Annotated in this window: 10 protein-coding genes; 5 read left to right on the top strand and 5 right to left on the bottom strand. The window is 36.1% G+C overall.

The window, feature by feature from the left end; genetic code table 11:
* Window positions 1-6 precede the first annotated feature (6 nt).
* A complete protein-coding gene (locus ACFRAE_RS03960) occupies window positions 7-1,569 on the bottom strand; it encodes a glycerol-3-phosphate dehydrogenase/oxidase (protein ID WP_422795823.1) in 1,563 nt (520 codons plus the stop codon).
* Window positions 1,570-2,314: 745 nt separating this feature from the next.
* Between ACFRAE_RS03960 and ACFRAE_RS03955 the strand changes: the two genes are divergently transcribed.
* Window positions 2,315-3,583 carry a Gfo/Idh/MocA family oxidoreductase gene (locus ACFRAE_RS03955; RefSeq protein WP_422795822.1) on the top strand — a complete coding sequence of 423 codons (1,269 nt, stop codon included), beginning with the start codon at window positions 2,315-2,317 and terminating at the stop codon, window positions 3,581-3,583.
* Window positions 3,584-3,596: 13 nt separating this feature from the next.
* A complete protein-coding gene (locus tag ACFRAE_RS03950) occupies window positions 3,597-6,992 on the top strand; it encodes a family 16 glycoside hydrolase (protein WP_422795821.1) in 3,396 nt (1,131 codons plus the stop codon).
* 213 nt (window positions 6,993-7,205) lie between these two features.
* On the opposite strand, the gene smc is transcribed toward ACFRAE_RS03950, so the two are convergent.
* The 3 genes from smc to ACFRAE_RS03935 form a co-directional block, all read right to left on the bottom strand.
* On the bottom strand, window positions 7,206-10,754 hold the full coding sequence (gene smc, locus ACFRAE_RS03945; protein WP_422795820.1) for a chromosome segregation protein SMC: 3,549 nt from the start codon (window positions 10,752-10,754) through the stop codon (window positions 7,206-7,208).
* A 374-nt stretch (window positions 10,755-11,128) separates the two neighbouring features.
* Entirely contained in the window at window positions 11,129-11,815 is a 687-nt protein-coding gene (locus ACFRAE_RS03940) for a hypothetical protein (protein WP_422795819.1), read from the bottom strand.
* Between the two features lie 93 nt (window positions 11,816-11,908).
* Window positions 11,909-12,484, bottom strand: a complete 576-nt coding sequence (locus tag ACFRAE_RS03935) for a suppressor of fused domain protein (protein ID WP_422795818.1) — start codon at window positions 12,482-12,484, stop codon at window positions 11,909-11,911.
* Window positions 12,485-12,626: 142 nt separating this feature from the next.
* Here ACFRAE_RS03935 and htpG point away from each other — a divergent pair, with 142 nt between their 5' ends.
* Both htpG and ACFRAE_RS03925 read left to right on the top strand, forming a co-directional pair.
* Window positions 12,627-14,516 carry a molecular chaperone HtpG gene (gene htpG / locus ACFRAE_RS03930; RefSeq protein ID WP_422795817.1) on the top strand — a complete coding sequence of 630 codons (1,890 nt, stop codon included), beginning with the start codon at window positions 12,627-12,629 and terminating at the stop codon, window positions 14,514-14,516.
* A gap of 176 nt (window positions 14,517-14,692) precedes the next feature.
* Window positions 14,693-16,363, top strand: a complete 1,671-nt coding sequence (locus tag ACFRAE_RS03925) for a glycoside hydrolase family 32 protein (protein WP_422795816.1) — start codon at window positions 14,693-14,695, stop codon at window positions 16,361-16,363.
* Window positions 16,364-16,431: 68 nt separating this feature from the next.
* On the opposite strand, the gene ACFRAE_RS03920 is transcribed toward ACFRAE_RS03925, so the two are convergent.
* Window positions 16,432-18,279, bottom strand: a complete 1,848-nt coding sequence (locus tag ACFRAE_RS03920; RefSeq protein ID WP_422795815.1) for a glycoside hydrolase family 2 protein — start codon at window positions 18,277-18,279, stop codon at window positions 16,432-16,434.
* A gap of 779 nt (window positions 18,280-19,058) precedes the next feature.
* Between ACFRAE_RS03920 and ACFRAE_RS03915 the strand changes: the two genes are divergently transcribed.
* Window positions 19,059-21,647, top strand: coding sequence for a TonB-dependent receptor (locus ACFRAE_RS03915; RefSeq protein ID WP_422795814.1), 2,589 nt, complete (start codon window positions 19,059-19,061; stop codon window positions 21,645-21,647).
* Window positions 21,648-21,656 lie beyond the last annotated feature (9 nt).

The following is a 21,656-nucleotide window of genomic DNA, read 5'->3' as shown; positions in this document are numbered from 1 at the left end:
GTTAGTTTATAGTATATAATTATCTGTCAGCTCTTTGTATTCTTTAACTTCTTGATTGATCCATTCGGCTGATTTGCCTAGCTCTTGCGCCATAATTTCTGCGACTTGTAAGGAGGCAATTCTAGAGGCCTTCGCATCAAGTAATAATAGCCTGGTTCTTCTTGCTAGGAAATCTTCCACCTTAACGATATATTCATTCCGACAGGCCCATACAACCTCAGCAAGGGTATAAGGATAACCTTCGATTAATGGTTGCTTCCATTCTGGATGTGCTTGTTGGAGTTGAATGATCGATTCATAATCTTTTCCATAGGAATTCCAGGCGACTAAATTTGGATTTTTTGAGTAGCCATGTATAGGAAGATCTTTAGTGACACAGGCTTTTACGCTTAAATTAGCGACTTTAATCGCTAAATCAATACATTCTTCGGCCATCTTTCGATAAGTTGTCCATTTGCCGCCAGTGATCGTGATTAAATTTGATTCGCTTTTTATAAGTTTATGATCGCGCGAGATTTCTTTTGTGCTGCTCGAATTTGGACCTGTAGGAGCAGCTAGGGGTCTCAATCCTGCATAGATGCTCAAAATGTCTTTTCGCTGTGGCGCAGGATTTAAATACGCTGCCGCGGTATCTAATATGAATTGAATTTCCTCGGCCATAGGTTTAGGCTCGATGCTATGTTGATCTATGGGGATATCCGTTGTGCCTAACAACACTTTACCATGCCATGGAACTCCAAAAAGAACCCGGCCATCACTGGTTTCCGGGATCATTAAGGCATCATTTCCAGCTAGAAATTTTTGATCGATTACAATATGTGATCCTTGGCTAGGTCTAACAAGGTTCTTATGATTCTCCTGATCCAGTTTTAAAATATCATCGACAAAAATACCCGTGGCATTGATAACTGATTTAGATTGAATCGTATAGGTGGTTCCAGTTACCGTATCTCTACTTATTAATCCGGTTATTTTACCCAGACTGTCTTTGGTAATTTGTACCGCTTCCACATAATTTAAGACAGTTGCTTGTTGTTCAATGGCCGTTTGCGCTAAGTTGATTGCTAATCTGGCATCGTCAAATTGACCGTCATAATAAATAATGCCCCCTTGCAATCCTTCCGATTTAATATGAGGCAGTCTAGCTAAAACATCGGCTTTGGATAGCAATTTTGATGCTCCTATACGCAAACTTCCAGCCAGCCAATCGTAAATTTTCAAGCCTGCTAAATACTTTACTTTACTAAAAAGGGAATACACAGGGATGATGAAGGATTGAACAGATGAAACATGAGGCGCGTTCTTAAACAACAATCCGCGCTCACGTAATGCAGCAATCACTAACTTGATGTCGCCATTTGCAAGATACCTTACGCCACCATGAACGAGTTTGGTGCTTTTACTGGAGGTGCCTTTTGCGAAATCATATTTCTCTAATAAAAGGACCTTATACCCACGGCTAGCAGCATCAACTGCAGCCCCTAAACCAGTCGCTCCACCACCAATAATGGTTATGTCCCAAATGGTATCTTCCTTTAATTGTTTAAGTTGGTCTTCTCTTGATAACACGGATTGTATAGTCTTGATTTATCTAAATGTAAGAATAATTTACTTATCTGTCATTTACCTAATATAAATATAATATATAATTAAATTTTGCTCTGATATTATCCCAATAAAAATTATAACATAATCGGTTGTGGTAAACTGATGGTTTAGGAGCTAAGCAATTGGAATGGATCTACCGTGGATCTACTGCGGATCTTGTTCGGATTTTTTCGTCTAATATCCGATTAATGTCCGAAGGAGATCCGAATGAAATTTAAGGGGAAGGCAAAAAAATCTGTTCGCAAATTTTTATGGAATGAACCTGATTTTTTGTTAAATTGGATTGTATTGTAAGAAAAATTAGCTTGATAAGAGGAGGGAGGATAACTTTATTTAGTGCAAGATTTGATAATAGGTTTAATCCTTAGGGAGTATTGTTGTGGATTTGGGATATTTTGAGGTCAAAAAATGTGATTTTGTCATCAAAAACAGGCTTTCGTTTAGAATATTGTAACAATTAATTTACGCAATCGGTTGTTTAATAATGCTAAATGGTTATAGCCTTTTTATTGGCTAAAAATAATATGGAAATGGCTTAAATAGATAATACATAACTAAAAAGTTTTTTTACAATTGTAAATCTAAATCTATAGTAAATTTTATCGATGATATAACTACATAGACCTATGAATTTAGCAAGCTCATCTGAAAGCCTAAATTTTAATAGTTCATTGCTATTGTTATAACCTTCGGAACCAAAAATATTATGAACGAAATAAAAAATTCTTCTAGGCGCGATTTTATTAAAAAATCGTTAATTGGTGCTGCGGCATTTACCATTGTTCCTCGATTTGTTTTGGGGAAAGGATATTTAGCACCTAGTGATCATTTAACTAAAGGTGTGATAGGTACTGGATCTATGGGCCGAGGGCATTTTGCCTATGCAGGTACAAAGACAGTAGCTATTTGTGATGTAGATAGTAGACATTTAGCCTTAGCGCAAAATGCCTTAGGTGGAGGGATCAAAGAACATCATGATTTTAGAGATTTGATACAAAATCCGGAAGTGGATATTGTTCATATTGCAACCCCACCACATTGGCATGGTTTGATGGCTGTAGAAGCGGCCCGTGCGGGGAAAGATATTTGGTGTGAGAAACCAATGACTAGAACTATAGGTGAAGGTAAGAAGGTTAAAGAGGCTGTAGAACAGCATGGAAATATTTTTAGATTGAACACTTGGTTCCGTTTTGATGATAATTTTTATGGACTGAATACGCCTGTAAAAAGAGTTAAGAAATTGGTCGACACAGGGATGTTGGGATGGCCTTTGAAAGTAACAATAAGTAAACATACTGGATTTGATTGGAAATTCTTTTGGATTGGAAAAGAAGATTTGCCAGTGCAACAAGTTCCAAAAGAATTAGATTACGATCTATGGTTAGGACCTGCGCCACATAAGCCATATAGTGAACACCGTACACATACTACTTTTAGAGGATATTGGGATTACGATGGTGGTGGTTTAGGAGATATGGGTCAACATTATTTGGATCCAGTACAATATTTCCTAGGTAAAGACAATGAAAGCCCGGTTAAGATTGAAGTTGATGCCCCTCAGCAACACTCGGATGCTGTAGGAACTTGGCGTAAAATTACCTATACCTATGCCGATGGCTGTCAGATTATTCTCGATGGGGATGGCACAGAAGTAGGTAAGGCCTATATAGAAGGGCCATCAGGTAAATTATATAAAGGATTTGTATCTGATATTCCAGATTTGGATCGTAAACTTGCACAGTACCCTGATCCGGCACCACAAATCACCGATTTCGTGGAAGCAGTTAGAACAAGGCAAAAATTTGCATTGAATGAACAGAATGGATATTACTCTTGTACATTAGTGAATTTAGGTCTGGCAGCATTACGATTAAATAGAACTTTAACATACGATTCTGCGAAACAAGAATTTGTAAATGATGAAGCTGCAAATCGTTTAATTAATCAACCAATGAGAGGTCCTTGGACATTCTAATCCTAAACAAAACATGAAAAAAGTATTTAATACCATATCTGCATTATTATTCCTTCAAGTTGCCGCTTTTGCTCAGCAACCTGCAGGTCGTACCACAGCGACAAAAATCGCTGATGTTCTTGCTCAGCAACCGGCGGAAGAGCAAACCAAATACCTTTCCGCAATGAAAGAGTTAGAAGGTTTCAGTACAGCCGACATTTCTGCATTATTAGCCGGTTTGAAACCTCAGGGTGGAAAAAATGCGGCTTTAGAATATGCTGCCAATTCCTACAGTTACTACGTGCTTCAGCCAGGATTTGAAAGTCAGCGTGCAACCTATGTTGCCGGACTTTTAGATGCATTGGATAAAGTAAATGATAAAAATAATAAGGGTTTTATCTTAGAAATCCTGAAAAAATGTGCTAAAAATGATGCGATCAGCAAAGTTGTCCCTTACCTTGCAGATGAAGAATTAGCGGATAAGGCGGCATTAGTATTAAATGCAATCCGTACCCCTGAAGCAGCAGCAGCATTAAACACAGCTTTAGCATCTGCCAACTCTGAAAAAACAGCAACTTTAATTATTGCTGCATTAGGCGATTTGGAATCTCCGGAAGCGGAAACAAAAATCATTGAATTATTGGATAAGTATCCAACTGATAATTTTCAACATAATGCATTAACTGCTTTAAGTAAAATTGCTGGTGCACAATCCAGTGCTTTATTTTTAAAGAAAGCTCAGGAGAAAAATTACCAGTTTGATCGCAGCAATGTTTCTAGTTTAGCGGTAGATTATGCGGAAAACTTAGTGAAAAAGAATGCTTCTGCAGCAGCTCATAAATTTGCCAGTACCTTATTCAAAAATGCGGGTAAGGCAAAAGCTTCGGGCATACAGGCAGCAGCCTTAACCGTCTTAACATCGATAGAACCTGCTAAACAAAAGAAGCAATTACTGAAATTAGTGTCTAGTGATGACGCGGTATTACGTAATGTAGCTTTAGGGTTATTAGCTGATAAAGCTTCTGCCTCTGATTTAGCTAAATTAGCTTCCTCAGTGAAGAAACTAAGTCCAGATGCACAAGAGAGTGTTTTTAATTTCTTAGCAAGCAAAGATGCTACGGCATCTATCAGTAGCATTGAGAAGAGTTATGCTTCTTTAAAAGATGAAGAAGCAAAAATTGCAGCACTGAATTCGCTTTCGGTATTAACGAAAGGATCAAATGCCGCATTCTTAATTCAACAAATACCTTCCGCTTCAGATAATGAACTGAAAACCATCAAAAATTTGTTACTGTCGGCAAAGGATAAAGGAACAATTGATGTCGTGAACAATGCCTTAACAAGTGCTGATTCGAAAACTCAATTGGCATTGTTAGATGTATTAAGCAATAGAACCAATGCAAATTCTTCAGCAAGTGTATTAGGATTAAGTAAATCAACTGATGCTGGCGTTCGTTTAGCGGCTTATAAAGCTTTAGCCAATGTTGTAGATGGGAAAGATTTTGATGCCGTATCAGAACTATTAGGTTCTGCTAGTGCCGATGAATTAGCATCAGTACAACGTGCAGCCATCATTTCATTGAACGCTAGTGCAGATAAAGAAGCTAAAATACAAAAATTGGCAGCTAATATTTCCAGATCTGCTGCACCTTCGGCAGGGAAATATTTCCCTATTTTTGCTGGTGTTGGCGGTGCTGATGCACTAAAAGCGGTGGAGAACTACGTTGCTAATGCTGGTTTAAAAGGTCAAGCCATTCAAGCATTAGCCAATTGGGCAAATGCCGAATCATTGCCTGCTTTAATCAAATTATCCAGAACAGAGAAAGACCCGGCCTTATTCAATAATATATTCACGGGCTTAATCAAGCAATTAAATGCTGGTGGGTTTAAACCTGAGCAAAAAACACTTTTGTTAAAAGATGCTTTTAGTATTGCACAAACTGTGGATCAGAAAAAATCAGTATTAAGCAATTTACAAAGCACTGGTACTTATCATGCTTTCGCATTTGCTAGTAAATTTTTAGATGATGCGCAATTAGGTGGTACGGCAACCAATGTAGCAATGAATATTGCGATGGATAATAAAGCTTATGTAGGAGCAGATGTAGAACGCGTATTAAATGCTGCTGCTGAACGATTGAGCGGAAGTGAAAGTTCGTATTTAAAAGAAGCAGTAATCCGTCATTTAGCAGAAATGCCTAAAGAAGCCGGTTTTGTATATATGTTCAATGGTAAGGACCTGTCTGGTTGGAAAGGTTTAGTAGAAAATCCAATTGCTAGAGCTAAAATGTCGAAAGAGGAGTTAGCTAAAAAACAAGTGGAGGCCGATAAAAAAATGCGTGATAATTGGTCTGCTATTGATGGCGATATGGTATTCAGTGGACATGGAGATAACATTGCTTCGGTAAAACAATATGGCGATTTTGAAATGTTAGTGGATTGGAAATTAGATCCTAAAGGACATGAGCCTGATGCCGGAATTTATTTACGTGGTACTCCTCAAATTCAAATATGGGATATCTCTCGTACAAATGTGGGTGCTCAAGTAGGATCTGGTGGTTTGTATAATAACACTAAACATGCGAAAGATCCTATTAAGGTTGCTGACAATGCATTAGGAGAATGGAATAACTTTAAAATCCGTATGATTGGTGATAATGTATGGGTTTGGTTAAATGGAGAATTGGTGGTGGATAATGTTCCTTTAGAAAACTATTGGGATCGTAATCAGTCTATTTTCCCGAAAGAACAAATTGAATTGCAAGCGCACGGTTCACGTGTTTGGTATAGAGATATCTTAATAAAAGAAATACCTAAGAAAGAAATCTTTACCCTTAGTGAACAAGAGAAAAAAGAAGGTTTTGAAATGTTGTTTGACGGTACAAACTTAGACAAATGGACAGAGACAGCCGCTTATGATATCACGAATGATGGTTCAATCCGTTCTAATCCGGATACAGAGCATGGCACTAATCTTTATACCAAAGAACAATATACAGATTTCGTGTATAGGTTTGAATTCAAATTAACTCCTGGAGCTAATAATGGTGTAGGAATTCGTACGCCAATGGGTGTAGATGCAGCTTATAACGGCATGGAGATACAAATATTGGACGATGGAGCAGATGTTTATAAAGACTTGCAACCATACCAGTACCATGGTTCAGTATATGGGATTATTGCTGCTAAACGTGGTTCATTAAATCCTGTTGGAGAATGGAATACTGAAGAAATTCGTGTTCAAGGAAATAAAATCAAAATTACCGTGAATGGAAAAGTTATTGTAGACGGGGATCTTGCTGCAGCCACTAAATCTGGTTCGGTAGATAAAAAAGATCATCCTGGCTTATTTAATAAATCTGGTCATATCGGATTCTTAGGTCATGGTACCGAAGTGTTTCTACGCAATATCCGTGTGAAAAAATTGTAATACGGGTAATTGAATAACAAAAAAAGCGTTGAGAGGAGTTCTCAACGCTTTTTTTTATAGCTGATAATATATGAGCTTTCCTAAGTTTTGAATGCAGATGAGCCTTTAAAACAGTGAAATCGTCGCTAAATTAGTGGGCTACGCTAATTTACTTACTCAAGCATTCATAAATCTCCTGTTCTGGGAAGCTTAAGCCCAAAGACTCCACTTAATTTAAGCAACATCCCTTAAGTCGACAGCAACTACTCTAGAAACGCCTTGTTCCACCATGGTCACTCCATAGATAATATCGGTACTGGCAATGGTTCGTTTGTTATGCGAAACCACAATAAACTGCGACTGATTAGAGAACTCGCGAATAATATTATTAAATTTATCAATGTTGGTATCATCTAAAGGCGCATCGACCTCATCAAAAATACAGAATGGTGCTGGTTTAAGTAAGTACAGCGAAAATAACAGGGCCGTAGAGGTCAATGTTTTCTCACCACCTGAAAGTTGATTGATGGATAGTGGCCTTTTACCTTTAGGTCGTGCAATGATGTCTATTTCGGATTCTAAAGGATGATTTGGATCACTTAGAATAATGTCGCAGGAATCTTCTTCATTAAATAAGGAGCGAAACACCTGAATAAAATTGGCTCTAACAGTATTAAATGCAAACATAAATTTATTATTTGCCGTTTGATCAATTTCTTCAATAGTTGCCATCAGGGAGGCCTTAGCGTCTAGCAGATCCGTTTTTTCCTTGATAATGAAGGTATGTCTTTGGCTCATTTCATCATAAGCTTCTTTAGCCATAGAATTGATACTGCCATATTCATCCAATTCCTTTTTAAGTTTGGAACATTGAAGTTCAAGTTCCTTAAAAGTTAATCGATCCTCTGGAATTTCCTGTTCTAATAAATCTTGTAAATCAATATTGAATTCGACAGCTAATCGTTCCTTTAGGGCATTAAGTTCAATTTGTAAACTTGTTTTTTTGTCTTTTAGTTCTGCCAATAAGGTATCAGCGATATCTTTGCTTTTACGATGCTGAGAAATTTCCTCATCCACATCATTTATCCGCTTTCTAGCGCTATAAAAATCTTCTTCAATTTCTTGTAAACCTTTTTCAAAAGCTTCCTTTTGTTCATACATCGCCAATAAATCAACATCGTTATGGTCTACATACTTCAGCGCTTCTTTCATCTCTTCCTTGACCTTATCATGCTCTGTAGAATTTTTAAGGATGCGTTGCTCAAAATCTTCCTTTTGATGATCTCTGAATTCTAAATCCTTATGAATGGTGGAAACTTTGCTTTGTTGTTGATGGAACTGGATGTTTGCTTGATTAAATAAAGTCGATTTATCGGTTAAAATTTCAGATATTTCTTGAAATGAGTCTTGTAATCGTAAAAGTTCTTCTTGATTATTTTCGGCCTTAATCTTTAACGAAAACAGGGCAGGCTCAGATTTTTCCAATTCTGCAACAATAAAACTTACCTTATTTTCAATATCTAGTTTACGATTTTGACTATTGGAAATAAACGTTTGATATTGCTCTTGTTTCGTTTTTACGGAAATTAATTCATTAGCTAATCTATTTAATTGTATCCGTTGCTCATCAATAAATTCTTTTTGAGAATTTCCTTTTAGCGTTAGTAATTGATCTTGCGCAATTTTTATTTGTTGCTGAAAATCAAGAATACGCTGATTTAGCGTTTTGATTTCTTTGGCAAGATTTTCCAAATTTTTAGCTCTACCTATACGTTTACCTTCAAATAATCCGACTGAGCCACCCGTTAAGCCTAATTTGTTCTTACTATATTTCCCTTCTTTTTGTAAGATGGTATAGTTATCTGTGGGTAGCGGCGACTCTAAGTTAATTTCTTGTTCAGATTTTAATAAGTAAACATCTTTGAGCAATAGCCGACAAAGGGATTTATATTTATCTTCTACAGCTATGATTTCCATAGCTCCCAATAATCGATCGTCTTGCACCTGTACTTGGTCAAGCGGAGATGTTAAATCATTAATAGCCTCTAAAACAAAGAAATTGGCGCGACCACGTGAAGCTTCACTTAATAATTTAATGGCTTGAATTGCCTCTTCTTTTGTTTCTACTACATAATGATTCATGATAGGCTCTAAGAAATTTTCTATGGCAATTCGGTAATCTTCTTTACAAAATAGAATATCTGAAAATAGGGGATATTGCTTTTTCCAACCGGCATTTTTTCTTAAAAATCGGATGGATTCCGGAAAGCCCTCTAAGTTATCGACCAAAGATTTGGTTAGATTATATTCATTTTGTTTAGCATCAGCAATACGAATTTCTTTATTCAGTTCGATCGTGCTGTGTTGAATCTGATCTCCAGTTAATTTAATTTGATCCTGCAATGATTCTTCGGTTTGGACCGAGTGATCAAATTGACTTTGTTGAATATGAACACGCTCTTCGAGTTCAGCGACTACCGAAATAAATTGAGACAATTCAAGTTCTTTAGACTGGGTGTCATTGCTAGTCCGTAAAGATTCTTGCTCAAGGGCATCTCTTTGAATTCCTAAAACGGCAATTTCTTTTTCAAGTTTGTAAATTTCATTTTGAAGGTCAGTATTTGCTTTAATAAATTGGTCAAGTTTCCCTTTAGACGATTGTTGCTGCCCACGTAATTCTTCGACTTCTACCGTATTCCTGTTGAGGTCGATTTGCATATTGTCTAATTTGTTTTGAGCCTCAAACAATTCCTCGTTTAGTCTTTTAATCGTATATAAAACATGATTAAGCTGTTGTTTATCACTGTTGATATCATTGTTTAATCGAATGTCTTTCTCCTCGAGATGTTTCATTTGAGCATTTTTGATTTTTTTCTCAGATTCGTAGGTTCTGATTTTATGGGTATGCTCGTTGGTTACTTTTTGTTGGGTCGCAAGATTTTTTTCTTTTGAAAGAATATCCTTTTTTAAAGCTTGTAAATCTGACTCCTTTTGAGAAATTTTGGTTTGATTTTTTACTTGCTCGTCGTGTTGTTTGGTTTCTTGTTCCGTTATGTTTTCCAAATCTTGGTGAAACCCTTCCAATTTATAATAGGCCAATCCGATGCTGCTTACTTTATATTTTTCTTTAAGAATAAAATACTTTTCTGCTTTCTTGGCTTGATTCTCTAAAGATTTTAAGTTTTTATTGATTTCATACAATAAATCATCTACACGGGATAAATCCGCTTCTGTTTCCTTTAATTTAGAAAGAGTTTGTTTCTTTCTGACCTTATATTTAGATATTCCTGATGCTTCTTCAAAAAGATTTCTTCTGGAATTATCTTTATTTGCAATAATTTCATCGATCATTTTTAATTCTATAATCGAATAAGAATCAGCGCCTACTCCGGTATCTAGAAACAAATCGGTAATGTCTTTGAGTCTACATTTTACATCATTAAGGCGGTATTCGCTTTCTCCAGTTCTAAATAATTTGCGTGTAACCGTAACGGTCGTAAATTCTGTAGGTAAGATGTTTTTCGTGTTATCAAAAGTCAATGAAACCTCGGCTAAGTTGGAAGGTTTTCGATTTTTTGTACCATTGAAGATGATATTTTCCATTTTTTCTGAACGTAGGGTTCGGGTGCTTTGTTCTCCCAATACCCATCGAATCGCATCCACAACATTCGATTTTCCACAACCATTTGGACCTACGATAGCGGTAACCCCTTCATTGAAATTAATAGACACTTTATCTCCAAAACTCTTGAAACCCTTAATTTCCAATTTCGTTAACTGCATCGATATATATAATTTAAAAAATGAAATGACTGCGAAAATAAGGAATTTTAATAACGATTGAAATATTAATAGTCCTTGTTTTATTTGGCCTTGCTTATAGCTAATTTAGCAATAGGATAGGAGTTTGTGTGTAGCAATAGATAAGCGGATCTACAGCAAAGGAATGGTATAAACAGTTTTACGAATTGATAGTTGAGGCTATTTAAACAGCTATAGGCTCTTCAATTGCAATTTTTAAGCTGTTCAGTAGTACCAAACGCATGCTGAGGATTAATTTGTGCCTAATCTACTGTTGGTTGGCACTTATCTTATAAAAAAAAAGCCCATGCGAACATGGGCCATCCTAAATTATGATTGTATTGTAAAGCTGCCGATTAATTATAGGTACTAGAGACGATTTCTAAAGGGAATTTAGCATTTCCTTTTTCTCCAATTAATAAGATATCTTGGTAAGTACCTTCTCTAAGATTAACATTTTCTTTTGTTGCCACTGTAGCTCCATTCTCATCCTTAGCGATAATGGTGAACGTACCAGCAGTCGCAGCAGTAAAGTTTTGAGAAACCTTCATGGTTTCATTGTTTTCTACTTGCTTATTTAGAAATTCATTGATATTCTGTTCAGCGATATATAAGTTGGCTTTTTCAACCCCGTTCGCTAAATGAAAAAAACGAAGTCCTGTTTTTGTGCCCAGGTTTTGTAATCCGACATTGATACCGCGAATTAAGCGTGGTTTGGTAGGAGTACCGTAAACAAAAGAAACATAATTGATGGTGTCAACAAAATTTAGATTGGTATCGATTAAAGTTTTGCTAGAGGTTCGCTCTAAAACTTTAAAATTTTTATTTCCCGCGATGGTATAAAAAACAGTCAGCCCTTTATAAGCGCCATTGGAACTGGCAATGTTGTTTCCACCTTCTTGGTAATAGACCCCTCCTTCAATAGGCAAGGCATTTCCAATGGATACAACAGAAACAGGTGTTGGGTCTGTATCGTCTTTAAGACAGCTTGTTAAGGATAATATTCCTGCAAAAAATAGGACTAATATGTTCGTGTTTTTCATCTTGATTGTTTTTTTTATTTCAGTATTCGTATTGAATTATTGGATCCAAGATGTGAATAATACGAGCATGTTTACAGGAATGCTACAAGGGTATTAAAATTTTAATAAATCTCTTTTGGGATTATGCAATTCTGCTTGAAGTTTTTGAATAAACGCATTCAATCCAAGCTGTGCTATGCTTGTGATTTCTTGCTCATAAATGGGTACTAATTGCATAATTTGAATATTTGAAGTCTTTCTACCCTCCAAAAGATATTGTTGCGCATTGGGAATTAAACAATTTATAACCACAAAAGCATTTAAATTTGATTCCGCTTCAATTTGCTGACCAAATTTTATAATCTCGCCCTCATTGAATTTACAGTCCCCGCGGAGCTGATTGACTAAATAGGCAGCAACTAAAGCCCATTGCAAATTGCTAGAGTTCATCTGTATACAAATTTCTTTCTTCTTTTCTGTAGACTGCAAGTCTAGGCTGGAAAGTCCAAAGGTAAATGCCGTAATATGAGGTTTCTGAGCATCTTTATACACTAAATTATAAACGAAGGGTAATTTTGGTTTTACCGATTTTTCCCTTAATATTTCTGGTTCTAGCTGCATTAGTTTGGAAATGGCATCCTTATAATGTTCTAATGGGGATTTAAAAAAATTGGGTTTACTAATTTTCATGTTTACTGCCTATTTTAGACGCAAAAATAGGGTTTTATGTAAAAACTTCAGTAAAAGGCTGTCATTTTGACTTAAAAACAACTATGGAATGTATCTTGTTATTTAATTTGTGAATTTAAAACTGCTAAAAATAAATATACATATGCAAGAAGAGAAAGGTACTATTTCAATTCATACCGAGAATATCTTTCCGGTTATTAAAAAATTTCTATACTCTGATAATGAAATCTTTTTACGTGAGCTTGTTTCGAATGCAGTGGATGCATCGCAAAAACTAAAAAGATTATCGTCATTAGGCCAATATTCTGGCGAAGTTGGAGATCTAACAATAGATGTAAAATTAGATGAGGCTGCAAAAACCATTACGATTTCCGATAATGGTATTGGTATGACTGCGGAAGAAATAAAGAAATATATCAATCAAATCGCTTTTTCAGGTGCTACTGAATTTATGGAAAAATTCAAAGAAGCAAATGATGCCAATGAAATCATTGGTCGATTTGGATTGGGATTTTATTCTGCATTCATGGTTGCTGATCAGGTGGAAATTGACACATTGTCTTATCAAGAAGGCGCAGAGCCTGCGCATTGGACCTGTGATGGTAGCACCTCCTACGAAATTGGATCTGGGGTACGCAGCACAAGAGGTACGGATGTCATTCTTCATATAAATGAAGATTCTTCCGAATTCCTTAGTCAATCTAAGATTCAAGACATCTTAAATAAATATGCGAAATTTTTACCTGTGGCTATTCGTTTTGGAACCAAGACAAACTCTGAACCTGATGGAGAGGACGAGGAAGGTAAACCAAAATATAAATCGGTAGAAATAGATAATATTATCAACAATACCAACCCTGCTTGGACTAAATCGCCATCTGAGCTTAGTGATCAGGATTATTTGGATTTCTATCATGAATTATATCCGTATTCTACGGACGAACCGCTGTTTTGGATTCATTTAAATGTTGACTATCCATTTAATTTGACGGGTATACTTTATTTTCCTAAGATTAAAAATGAATTAGAATTACAACGGAATAAAATTAAATTATATTCCCGTCAGGTTTTTATTACCGATGAGGTAAAGGATATTGTTCCAGAATTTCTAATGTTATTGCATGGAGTTATTGACTCTCCAGATATTCCATTGAATGTTTCTCGCTCGTTTTTGCAAGCAGATAGTAATGTGAAAAAAATCAACAATTACATTACTAAAAAAGTAGCGGATAAATTGCAAGAAATCTATAAATCTGATCGTAAAGGATTTGAGGAGAAATGGACAGATATCGGATTGTTCATTAAGTACGGTATGCTAAGCGATGAGAAGTTTGCTGAAAAAGCAAATGAATTTTGCCTTCTAAGAAATGTAGATGGAAATCATTTTACTATTAAAGAGTATTATGAGAAAGTAAAAGATTTGCAAGTTGATAAAAATGGACAAATTATCTACTTATACACGTCTGATAAAGCTCTTCAAGATGGTTTTATTGCCAGAGCTAAACAAAAAGAATACGATGTATTGGAACTAGATGGGCCATTAGATTCACACTTTACTGGCTATTTAGAACAAAAAGGCGGAGAGAAAGTTCAGTTAAAGCGTATAGATTCAGATGTTATTGATAAATTAATTCAAAAAGACGAGCAAATTGAATTACAATTAACGGCAGACGAAAGCAAAAAAGTTTCGGAAGTATTCGAAAAAGCAATTGCTAGAGCTGATATGAAAGTGGAAGTTGATGCCCTACATTCGGACGATCTACCTGTATCTGTAACGTTGGACGAATTTATGCGAAGAATGAAGGATATGGCTAAGAATGGTGGTGGTATGGGATTCTATGGTACTTTGCCAGATAATTATAAAGTTACCGTAAATGGCAATCACCCTTTGGTTAAAAAATTAATTGATGCGGATGAAGCTGAAGCAAATATCATTGCTAAGCAAGCATTTGATTTGGCATTATTATCTCGTGGATTATTAACGGGTGCTGAATTGACTGCATTTGTTAAGCGCAGTGTCGATATGATATAATAGCATCATCATGAAAAAATCTGAAAAGCCGCATTTTGCGGCTTTTTTGGTTTATTGCTAGGTTATTTTAGTGCGAAACCGCTGATTTATAGGATTTCCAAGTTTTATTGAATAATTATGGCTAAATTGTTTGATCTAATACTTACTAACCAAAAAAATTATTTCAGTTGACAATTATGAAAAACCTATTAATAGTATCTTTTCTGTTGATGTTTCATATTTCAATTTATGGGCAAAATAGCTCCTCCATTGAATTATTAATCCAAAAACCCTATTTACAAATACCAGTTAAAAACGGAGGGCAGATGCAGCGGGTCCATGTTATAGAAAATGGACATGTTTTACATTATTTCTCGGTAGAGATTGCTGATAACCAGACGGATTGGTTTGCCTATTTGGATGTTAAGAAATGGATTGGAAAGCGTTTAGTATTTAAGTTGATGGATACCGAGCGTCAATTAGATTTGACTTCTAAAATAAAACAGGTGGATGAAGATACCAACGCCCAACAATATACAGAAACTCAACGCGGGAAATTTCATTTCTCTCCTAAACGAGGTTGGAATAATGATCCTAACGGATTAATTTATTACAATGGGGAATACCATATGTTTTACCAGCATAATCCCTATGGTGTGCAATGGGGTAATATGCATTGGGGGCATGCGGTTTCTAAAGATTTAATTCATTGGAAAGATTTGCCAGAAGCCCTATATCCCGATTCATTAGGGACAATGTTTTCAGGATCTGCCATTACAGATCATTTAGGGAAAAGTGGGTTTGGAACCCCTAAAAATCCAGCTATGCTATTGTTTTATACAGCAGCAGAAAATACCTGGACTCAGGGTTTGGCTTATTCCCTAGATGGACGCCAATTTGAAAAATTAAAGGACCCTATCCTTAAAAAAGTGACTAATGGAAACCGAGATCCGAAAGTTATATGGCATGAAGCAAGTAAACATTGGGTAATGGTGCTGTATGTAGAAGAAGAAGGGGAACAACATAGCATGTTTTTTTACCGTTCTAAGGATTTAAAACAATGGGAATTTACGAGTAAATTCTTGGGTGGGAAAAAAAACGATCGGTATATGTATGAATGCCCCGAATTTTTCGAGTTAGCGGTAGATGATAATGCCAATGAGAAAAAATGGGTTTTAACGGGAGGAAACAGTCAATATGCTATAGGAAGCTTTGATGGTAAAACCTTTATTGCTGATGAGGAACGAATTTTCAGTCAAATGGGAAGAGATTATTATGCCGCACAAACTTTTAACCATGATCCAAAGGGTAGAAGAATTGAAATTGGTTGGTGGAGAACGCATACTGGAGGTGGGGGAAGTAAGTTTAACCAATCGATGAGTATACCAATGGAATTGAAGTTGCGTAATACGCCAAGGGGGGCTCGCTTAGTGCGTATTCCAGTTACTGAACTGGAAGGTCTTCGATCTAATGGTCAGCATTTGAAATCTATTGCCTTATCCAAATCCAGTCAAAATCCATTGGCAGCCTTGCAGTCAGAAACAGCGGAAATCCGATTTCAACTGGATACAAAAAACACCGAAATCTTATACTTAAATATTCGTGGATTGTCTATTCAATACCATGTAAAGGAACAGGAAATTGTGTTGGAAAATATGCGAATTCATTTACCCGTGAAGGATAATAAACAAGATTTTATCATATATGTAGATCGGACTGGGATTGAATTGTTTTCCAATCAGGGAGAGGTTTTTATACCTTATAATTATAATTTTGAGCCAACTAATACCCAGTACAAAATTCATGTTGCTGGACAAGCCGTTTTAAACTCATTGTCTTTTTATGAATTGAATAGCATTTGGAAATAATTGCTACAGATCCGGAAACAAAAAAGGGATGCACATGTGCATCCCTTTTTTGTGGATAGGTGAGTAGGTTATTTCACCAAACTTTTATCATATAATTTTTTATGAAGATCATTTAATTCATTTGCTGGAATTTTAATCACCTTTCTATCGTATGTCATTAAACCATTAGTTTCAACTTCGACATCCGTTGTTTGGGTGTAAACGCCTGCAGATAGACCAAGAGGAATTAAACGGCTTAAGTCGTTTACAACTTCGGAATATCTTTTCTTTAATTCTTCTACATTTTTAAAGGATTGGTAACCCCAGTTGTCTTTTTGTTGCCATGTATGACCTGCAACTGGTAAACCTAAACCACCAAACTCACCCAGTGCCAATACGTATTTGTCTCCAAAAATATCAGGACTAGGCATATTCGCATCGGGATAGTTGTGAATATCTAACATATGACCTGGAGCCATAAAATTACCACCACTAGCACCATTTACTAAACGAGAAGGGTCATTTTTGATTGTCCAATCTACAATTTCTTTACTTTTGAATTGTCCCCAAGCTTCATTGAAAGGTACCCAAATAACTATACTAGGGTAGTTATGCAATTGAGCCATGATGGCTTTCCATTCTTTTCTAAAAATGGCCTCTGATTCTGGAGTACGATCTTTATCTAATTTACCTGGACCAATTTTACCTGGTTGCATATCCCATCTGTTACCACCTAAATCACCACTTGGCATATCTTGCCATACCAACACACCTAAGCTATCACAGTGTCTGTACCAACGTGCAGGTTCTACTTTGATATGCTTTCTAATCATGTTGAAACCCATTTCTTTGGTTTTTACCACATCAAATTTTAATGCTTCATCTGAAGGAGCGGTATGTAAACCATCTGGCCACCAACCTTGATCCAATGGACCGTAATGGAATACAAATTCATCGTTTAGGTACATTCTATAAATGCCCTGACCATCTTTTTTCATGCTGATTTTACGCATAGCAAAATAACTTTTTGCTTGGTCAATTACCTTTCCTTTGCGTAGGACTTTGACTTGTAAATCATATAGATTAGGGCTGTTTGGACTCCATAATTTTGCATTTTGAATGGCTAAATTAACATCAGAACCAACGGCTGTTTTTGTTTCAGCAACTTTATTTCCTTTGTCATACGCTTCAATAAGTATTTCATCGCCTGCTTGAGCACCTTCTACTTGAGCGCTGAAGTTTAACGTGGAATTATCAACATTTGGAGTTTGCTTGGTGGTTACAATATATGTTTCAGGAACACTTTCTAACCAAACGGTTTGCCAAATACCTGATACAGGGGTATACCAAATGCCGTGAGGATTATTGATTTGTTTACCACGGGGTTGAGGACCATCACTGGTAGGATCCCAAACACGTAATGCAATTTCTTGTTTATTACCTTTTTTAAGTGCTTTACTGATGTCAAAACTGAAGGAATCAAAGCCTCCTTCATGTGAGCCTACCAATTGACCATTGACATAAACGTCACATTGCCAATCTACTGCGCCAAAATGAAGCAAAATTTTTCCTTTACTGATTTTTTTATCGAGTACAATTTGAGTATTGTACCAAAGAGCATCATCTTTTGTTAGGCTTTTTCCAACTCCAGATAATGCAGATTCTACTGCAAATGGAACCAGGATATCGCCATCCCAGGAAGTAGGTAAATCTTTTTGGTCTTTGGTGGTGATTTTGTATTTCCAAAGCCCATTTAGATTTTGCCAATTATTTTTTCTTTCTAGAATTGGTCTTGGATATTCACGATGTGCATTTTGTGGTGTTACTTGCTCTGCCCAAGGGGTAAGAATTTTGTCACCGGCAGGTTTCCAGGTCTGGGCATTTCCAGCTGAAAAAGAGGCTGCTATTAAGCAAGCGATGGCAATAGATTTCTTCATGATTATTTAACTAAGTTTAAATTGTTGAATTGTGATTTTGTTTATATAAAATTAGGTTGGTTCTAATATACAGTATAAATTTGTAATTTTTATACATTTAGGATGGCAATAGCAAGCATTTATTGGCTTAGTTGACGTAATGAATTTATACATAATACTAGAAAATAGGGATTTAGTGGGATTCAATGGATTATTTGTATCAATAATGTTAAAATCGATTTAGCAAATATTTTTTCTCTTCATTAATGATTTTAAATTGCCTATGGCTTAAATCCTATCATTATAACTTATTTGCCACTGTTAGAACGAAACGTTGCTTGTCATGCGGAATGTGTAAAACAGGCCATTTAGGGTAGGAGTGATCACATATTTTTGTTTTATGCATGGATGTTATGTACGATGAAGTCATAAGTGCTAGGTTGTTCTAGGCTATTTCAGGGGTAGCAACTACTGAAATTAAATTTATTTGACTGATAATCAATGGTATATATAGTAATTAATACAAAGTCTATTGATTTAGTAGATTTAATTAATAAAAGTTTTTACATTTGTGATGTTCAATGTAAAATATTAAAAATTAGTTCATGAAAAATCAATTTTTCAATCTTTATTACAAAATCAAAATCCAATTCGAATGTATGCAATTGGATGAGCGAATGTGACTCAAGATCTTTCATCCCCCCAAGATAGGATTATGGGGATCTATGGATTCCCATTAATCCTTATATAGCCGATAAGGCGAAATAAAAAAATATAGCAATCAATTTAATTTAAATTACATGAAAATTAACGGATTAATTCAGTTATACGGAATAACTATTGCCTTAACTTTTCTGCTTGTTTCCCAAGTTCAAGCACAGGAAGAACCTAAGGCTATAATCAATGCAACATTAAGTGGAGTAGTACTAGACTCCATCACTCAAGAACCTTTGGATGGAGTAACCTTACAACTGGAAGGGGTGACGCATCAAGTAAAAACGGATAAGGCAGGAGCTTTTCATTTTGTGACTGGTCAAAAACTACCATTTAATCTGGTTGTTAGTCGACTTGGTTATAAAACAAAGCAAATAACCATCGGAAGTTCCCCAGCAAAGATCCTGCTTTCCCCAAAATCAGAACTTATCGATCAAATTTTAGTGACTTCACGTCGACGAAAAGAACAATTGCAGGATGTTCCTATACCAATTACAAGTATCAATGCGACAACTATGGAAGATGCTGGAGCATTTACTGTAAATAAAATAAAAGAAATGTTGCCTACTGTGCAATTGTATTCCTCAAATGCACGTAATACAACTTTAAATATCCGGGGATTAGGATCAACTTATGGCCTCACAAATGATGGTATTGATCCTGGGGTCGGTTTTTACTTAGACGGTGTTTACATTGCTAGGCCTGCCGCTACTTGGTTGGATTTTATTGATATCGAGCAGGTTGAAGTGTTGAGAGGTCCTCAAGGAACCTTATTTGGGATGAATACCACATCTGGGGCATTTAACATAACTTCTAAAGTGCCAACATTTAGACCTGAAGCTAATTTTGAAGTGTCATATGGTAATTTAGGTTTTGTACAAGGAAAAGCTTCCATTGCAGGTCCAATTAGCGATAAATTTGCGGCTAGGGTTTCATTTTCAGGGACACAACGTAATGGTAACTTAACCAATGTATTTAGCAATAGATCGATTAATAATACCAATAATTTAGGTTTTCGAGGGCAGTTATTGTATACCGCAAATGATCGAGTTAAAATCATTTTGGCAGGTGATAAGAGCATTCAACGACCGGATGGTTACGGATGGGGGATTGCCGGTGTGGTAAAAACTCAACGTGCAGAATATCGACAATTTGACAATATTATTAAAGATTTAGGTTATGAGATTCCATACGCCAATGCATTTGAGCGTAAAGTTGATTTAAATACACAGTCTAAAGCGGATAATGAATTGGGTGGTATATCTTTAAATGCTGACATCAAAATTGGAAATGGAACCTTAACGTCTACTACTGCTTGGCGGTATTGGAAATGGGTGCCATTGAATGATCGAGATTATATTGGATTGCCTGTATTTACGATATCTGCAGGAAATTCCGTGCATGATCAATATTCTCAAGAATTCAGGTATACGGGTCAAATTGGGGAACGGATTACTGCTGTGGCAGGAATCATAGGTTTGTATCAGGATTTGAGGACAGATCCTGTACATACAGAGGAAGCAGGGTCTTCTTTGTGGAGGTTTGCTCAAAATTCTACAAGTAATTTATGGACTACTCCAGGGTTATTTGATAATTATGGCATAAAAACAAAATACGGTATTAAAACAACCAGCCTCGCGGCCTATACTCAATTTGACTGGTCTATCACCGATAAACTTCATGTACTACCTGGATTGCGCTATAATTACGATAAGAAGGAAGCCAATTATGCAAGAACAAGGTATGGTGGTTTAGAAACCAATGATCCTGCATTAATAGCTTTAAAAAATTCAGTTTACACGGATCAAGCATTTGATACAGATGCATCAGCTGGAAATTTTTCTGGACAACTATCGCTACAGTATAAAGTAAATCGGAATTTTAATGCATTTGCTACCTATGCATTAAGCTATAAGCCGGTAGGGATAAATGTTGGTGGTTTACCGACTGCCGATGGTAAAGTGTTGTTGGAATTGGCGAGAGTTAAACCAGAATCTGTCAATCATAAGGAAATTGGTGTAAAATCAAGTCCTATTAAAAACAGTATTTTAAATTTAACAGTTTATCAAACGGACATTAAAGATTATCAAACACTGGTTCAAACCCCAGAGCCAGGGGTAAATCGTGGCTACCTTGCCAATGCGGAGCAAGTTCGTGTTAAAGGTGTTGAATTGGACGCAAGTTATCGACACCAACAATTTTTAAGATTGAATGCTGCGTTAGCGTATACAGATGGGCGATATGTGAAATTTGAAAATGCCCCTGTTCCATTGGAAGAAGTTGGAGGGCCTCAGGCATTTAAAGATATTTCAGGTGGACGCTTACCAGGTATAAGTAAATGGTCAGGAAGTTTAGGGTTAGATTTATATACTCAGGGTAAATTGTTAGGGTTATTAGGTGAATACTTCTTAGGTACCGATGTTTTCTATCGGTCTGAATTTTCATCGAGTCCTTCGCCATCTCAATACCTCAATATAGATGGGTATGCTTTATTGAATGCTCGGGTAGGATTCAAAGCGGATAATGGGCTGTCGATTTTAGTTTGGAGTAGAAATTTAACAGATAAAAATTATTATGAACAACTATTGGCTGCTCCTGGAAGTTATGGGCAGTATGCTGGTGTAATTGGCGACCCTAGAACCTATGGGATTACTTTAAGGTATAATTTAAAATAATTAAACGGT

It is taken from the genome of Sphingobacterium sp. HJSM2_6, assembly GCF_049316305.1.
GTDB lineage: Bacteria > Bacteroidota > Bacteroidia > Sphingobacteriales > Sphingobacteriaceae > Sphingobacterium.
This window is presented reverse-complemented; position numbering and strand designations above follow the sequence as displayed.

Excerpts from the sequence above, each read along its gene's own strand:
- ACFRAE_RS03955 (WP_422795822.1), top strand. The coding sequence starts at position 2,315 with ATGAACGAAATAAAAAATTCTTCTAGGCGCGATTTTATTAAAAAATCG.
- ACFRAE_RS03950 (WP_422795821.1), top strand. The coding sequence starts at position 3,597 with ATGAAAAAAGTATTTAATACCATATCTGCATTATTATTCCTTCAAGTT.
- smc (WP_422795820.1), bottom strand. The coding sequence starts at position 10,754 with ATGCAGTTAACGAAATTGGAAATTAAGGGTTTCAAGAGTTTTGGAGAT.
- ACFRAE_RS03940 (WP_422795819.1), bottom strand. The coding sequence starts at position 11,815 with ATGAAAAACACGAACATATTAGTCCTATTTTTTGCAGGAATATTATCC.
- ACFRAE_RS03935 (WP_422795818.1), bottom strand. The coding sequence starts at position 12,484 with ATGAAAATTAGTAAACCCAATTTTTTTAAATCCCCATTAGAACATTAT.
- htpG (WP_422795817.1), top strand. The coding sequence starts at position 12,627 with ATGCAAGAAGAGAAAGGTACTATTTCAATTCATACCGAGAATATCTTT.
- ACFRAE_RS03925 (WP_422795816.1), top strand. The coding sequence starts at position 14,693 with ATGAAAAACCTATTAATAGTATCTTTTCTGTTGATGTTTCATATTTCA.
- ACFRAE_RS03920 (WP_422795815.1), bottom strand. The coding sequence starts at position 18,279 with ATGAAGAAATCTATTGCCATCGCTTGCTTAATAGCAGCCTCTTTTTCA.
- ACFRAE_RS03915 (WP_422795814.1), top strand. The coding sequence starts at position 19,059 with ATGAAAATTAACGGATTAATTCAGTTATACGGAATAACTATTGCCTTA.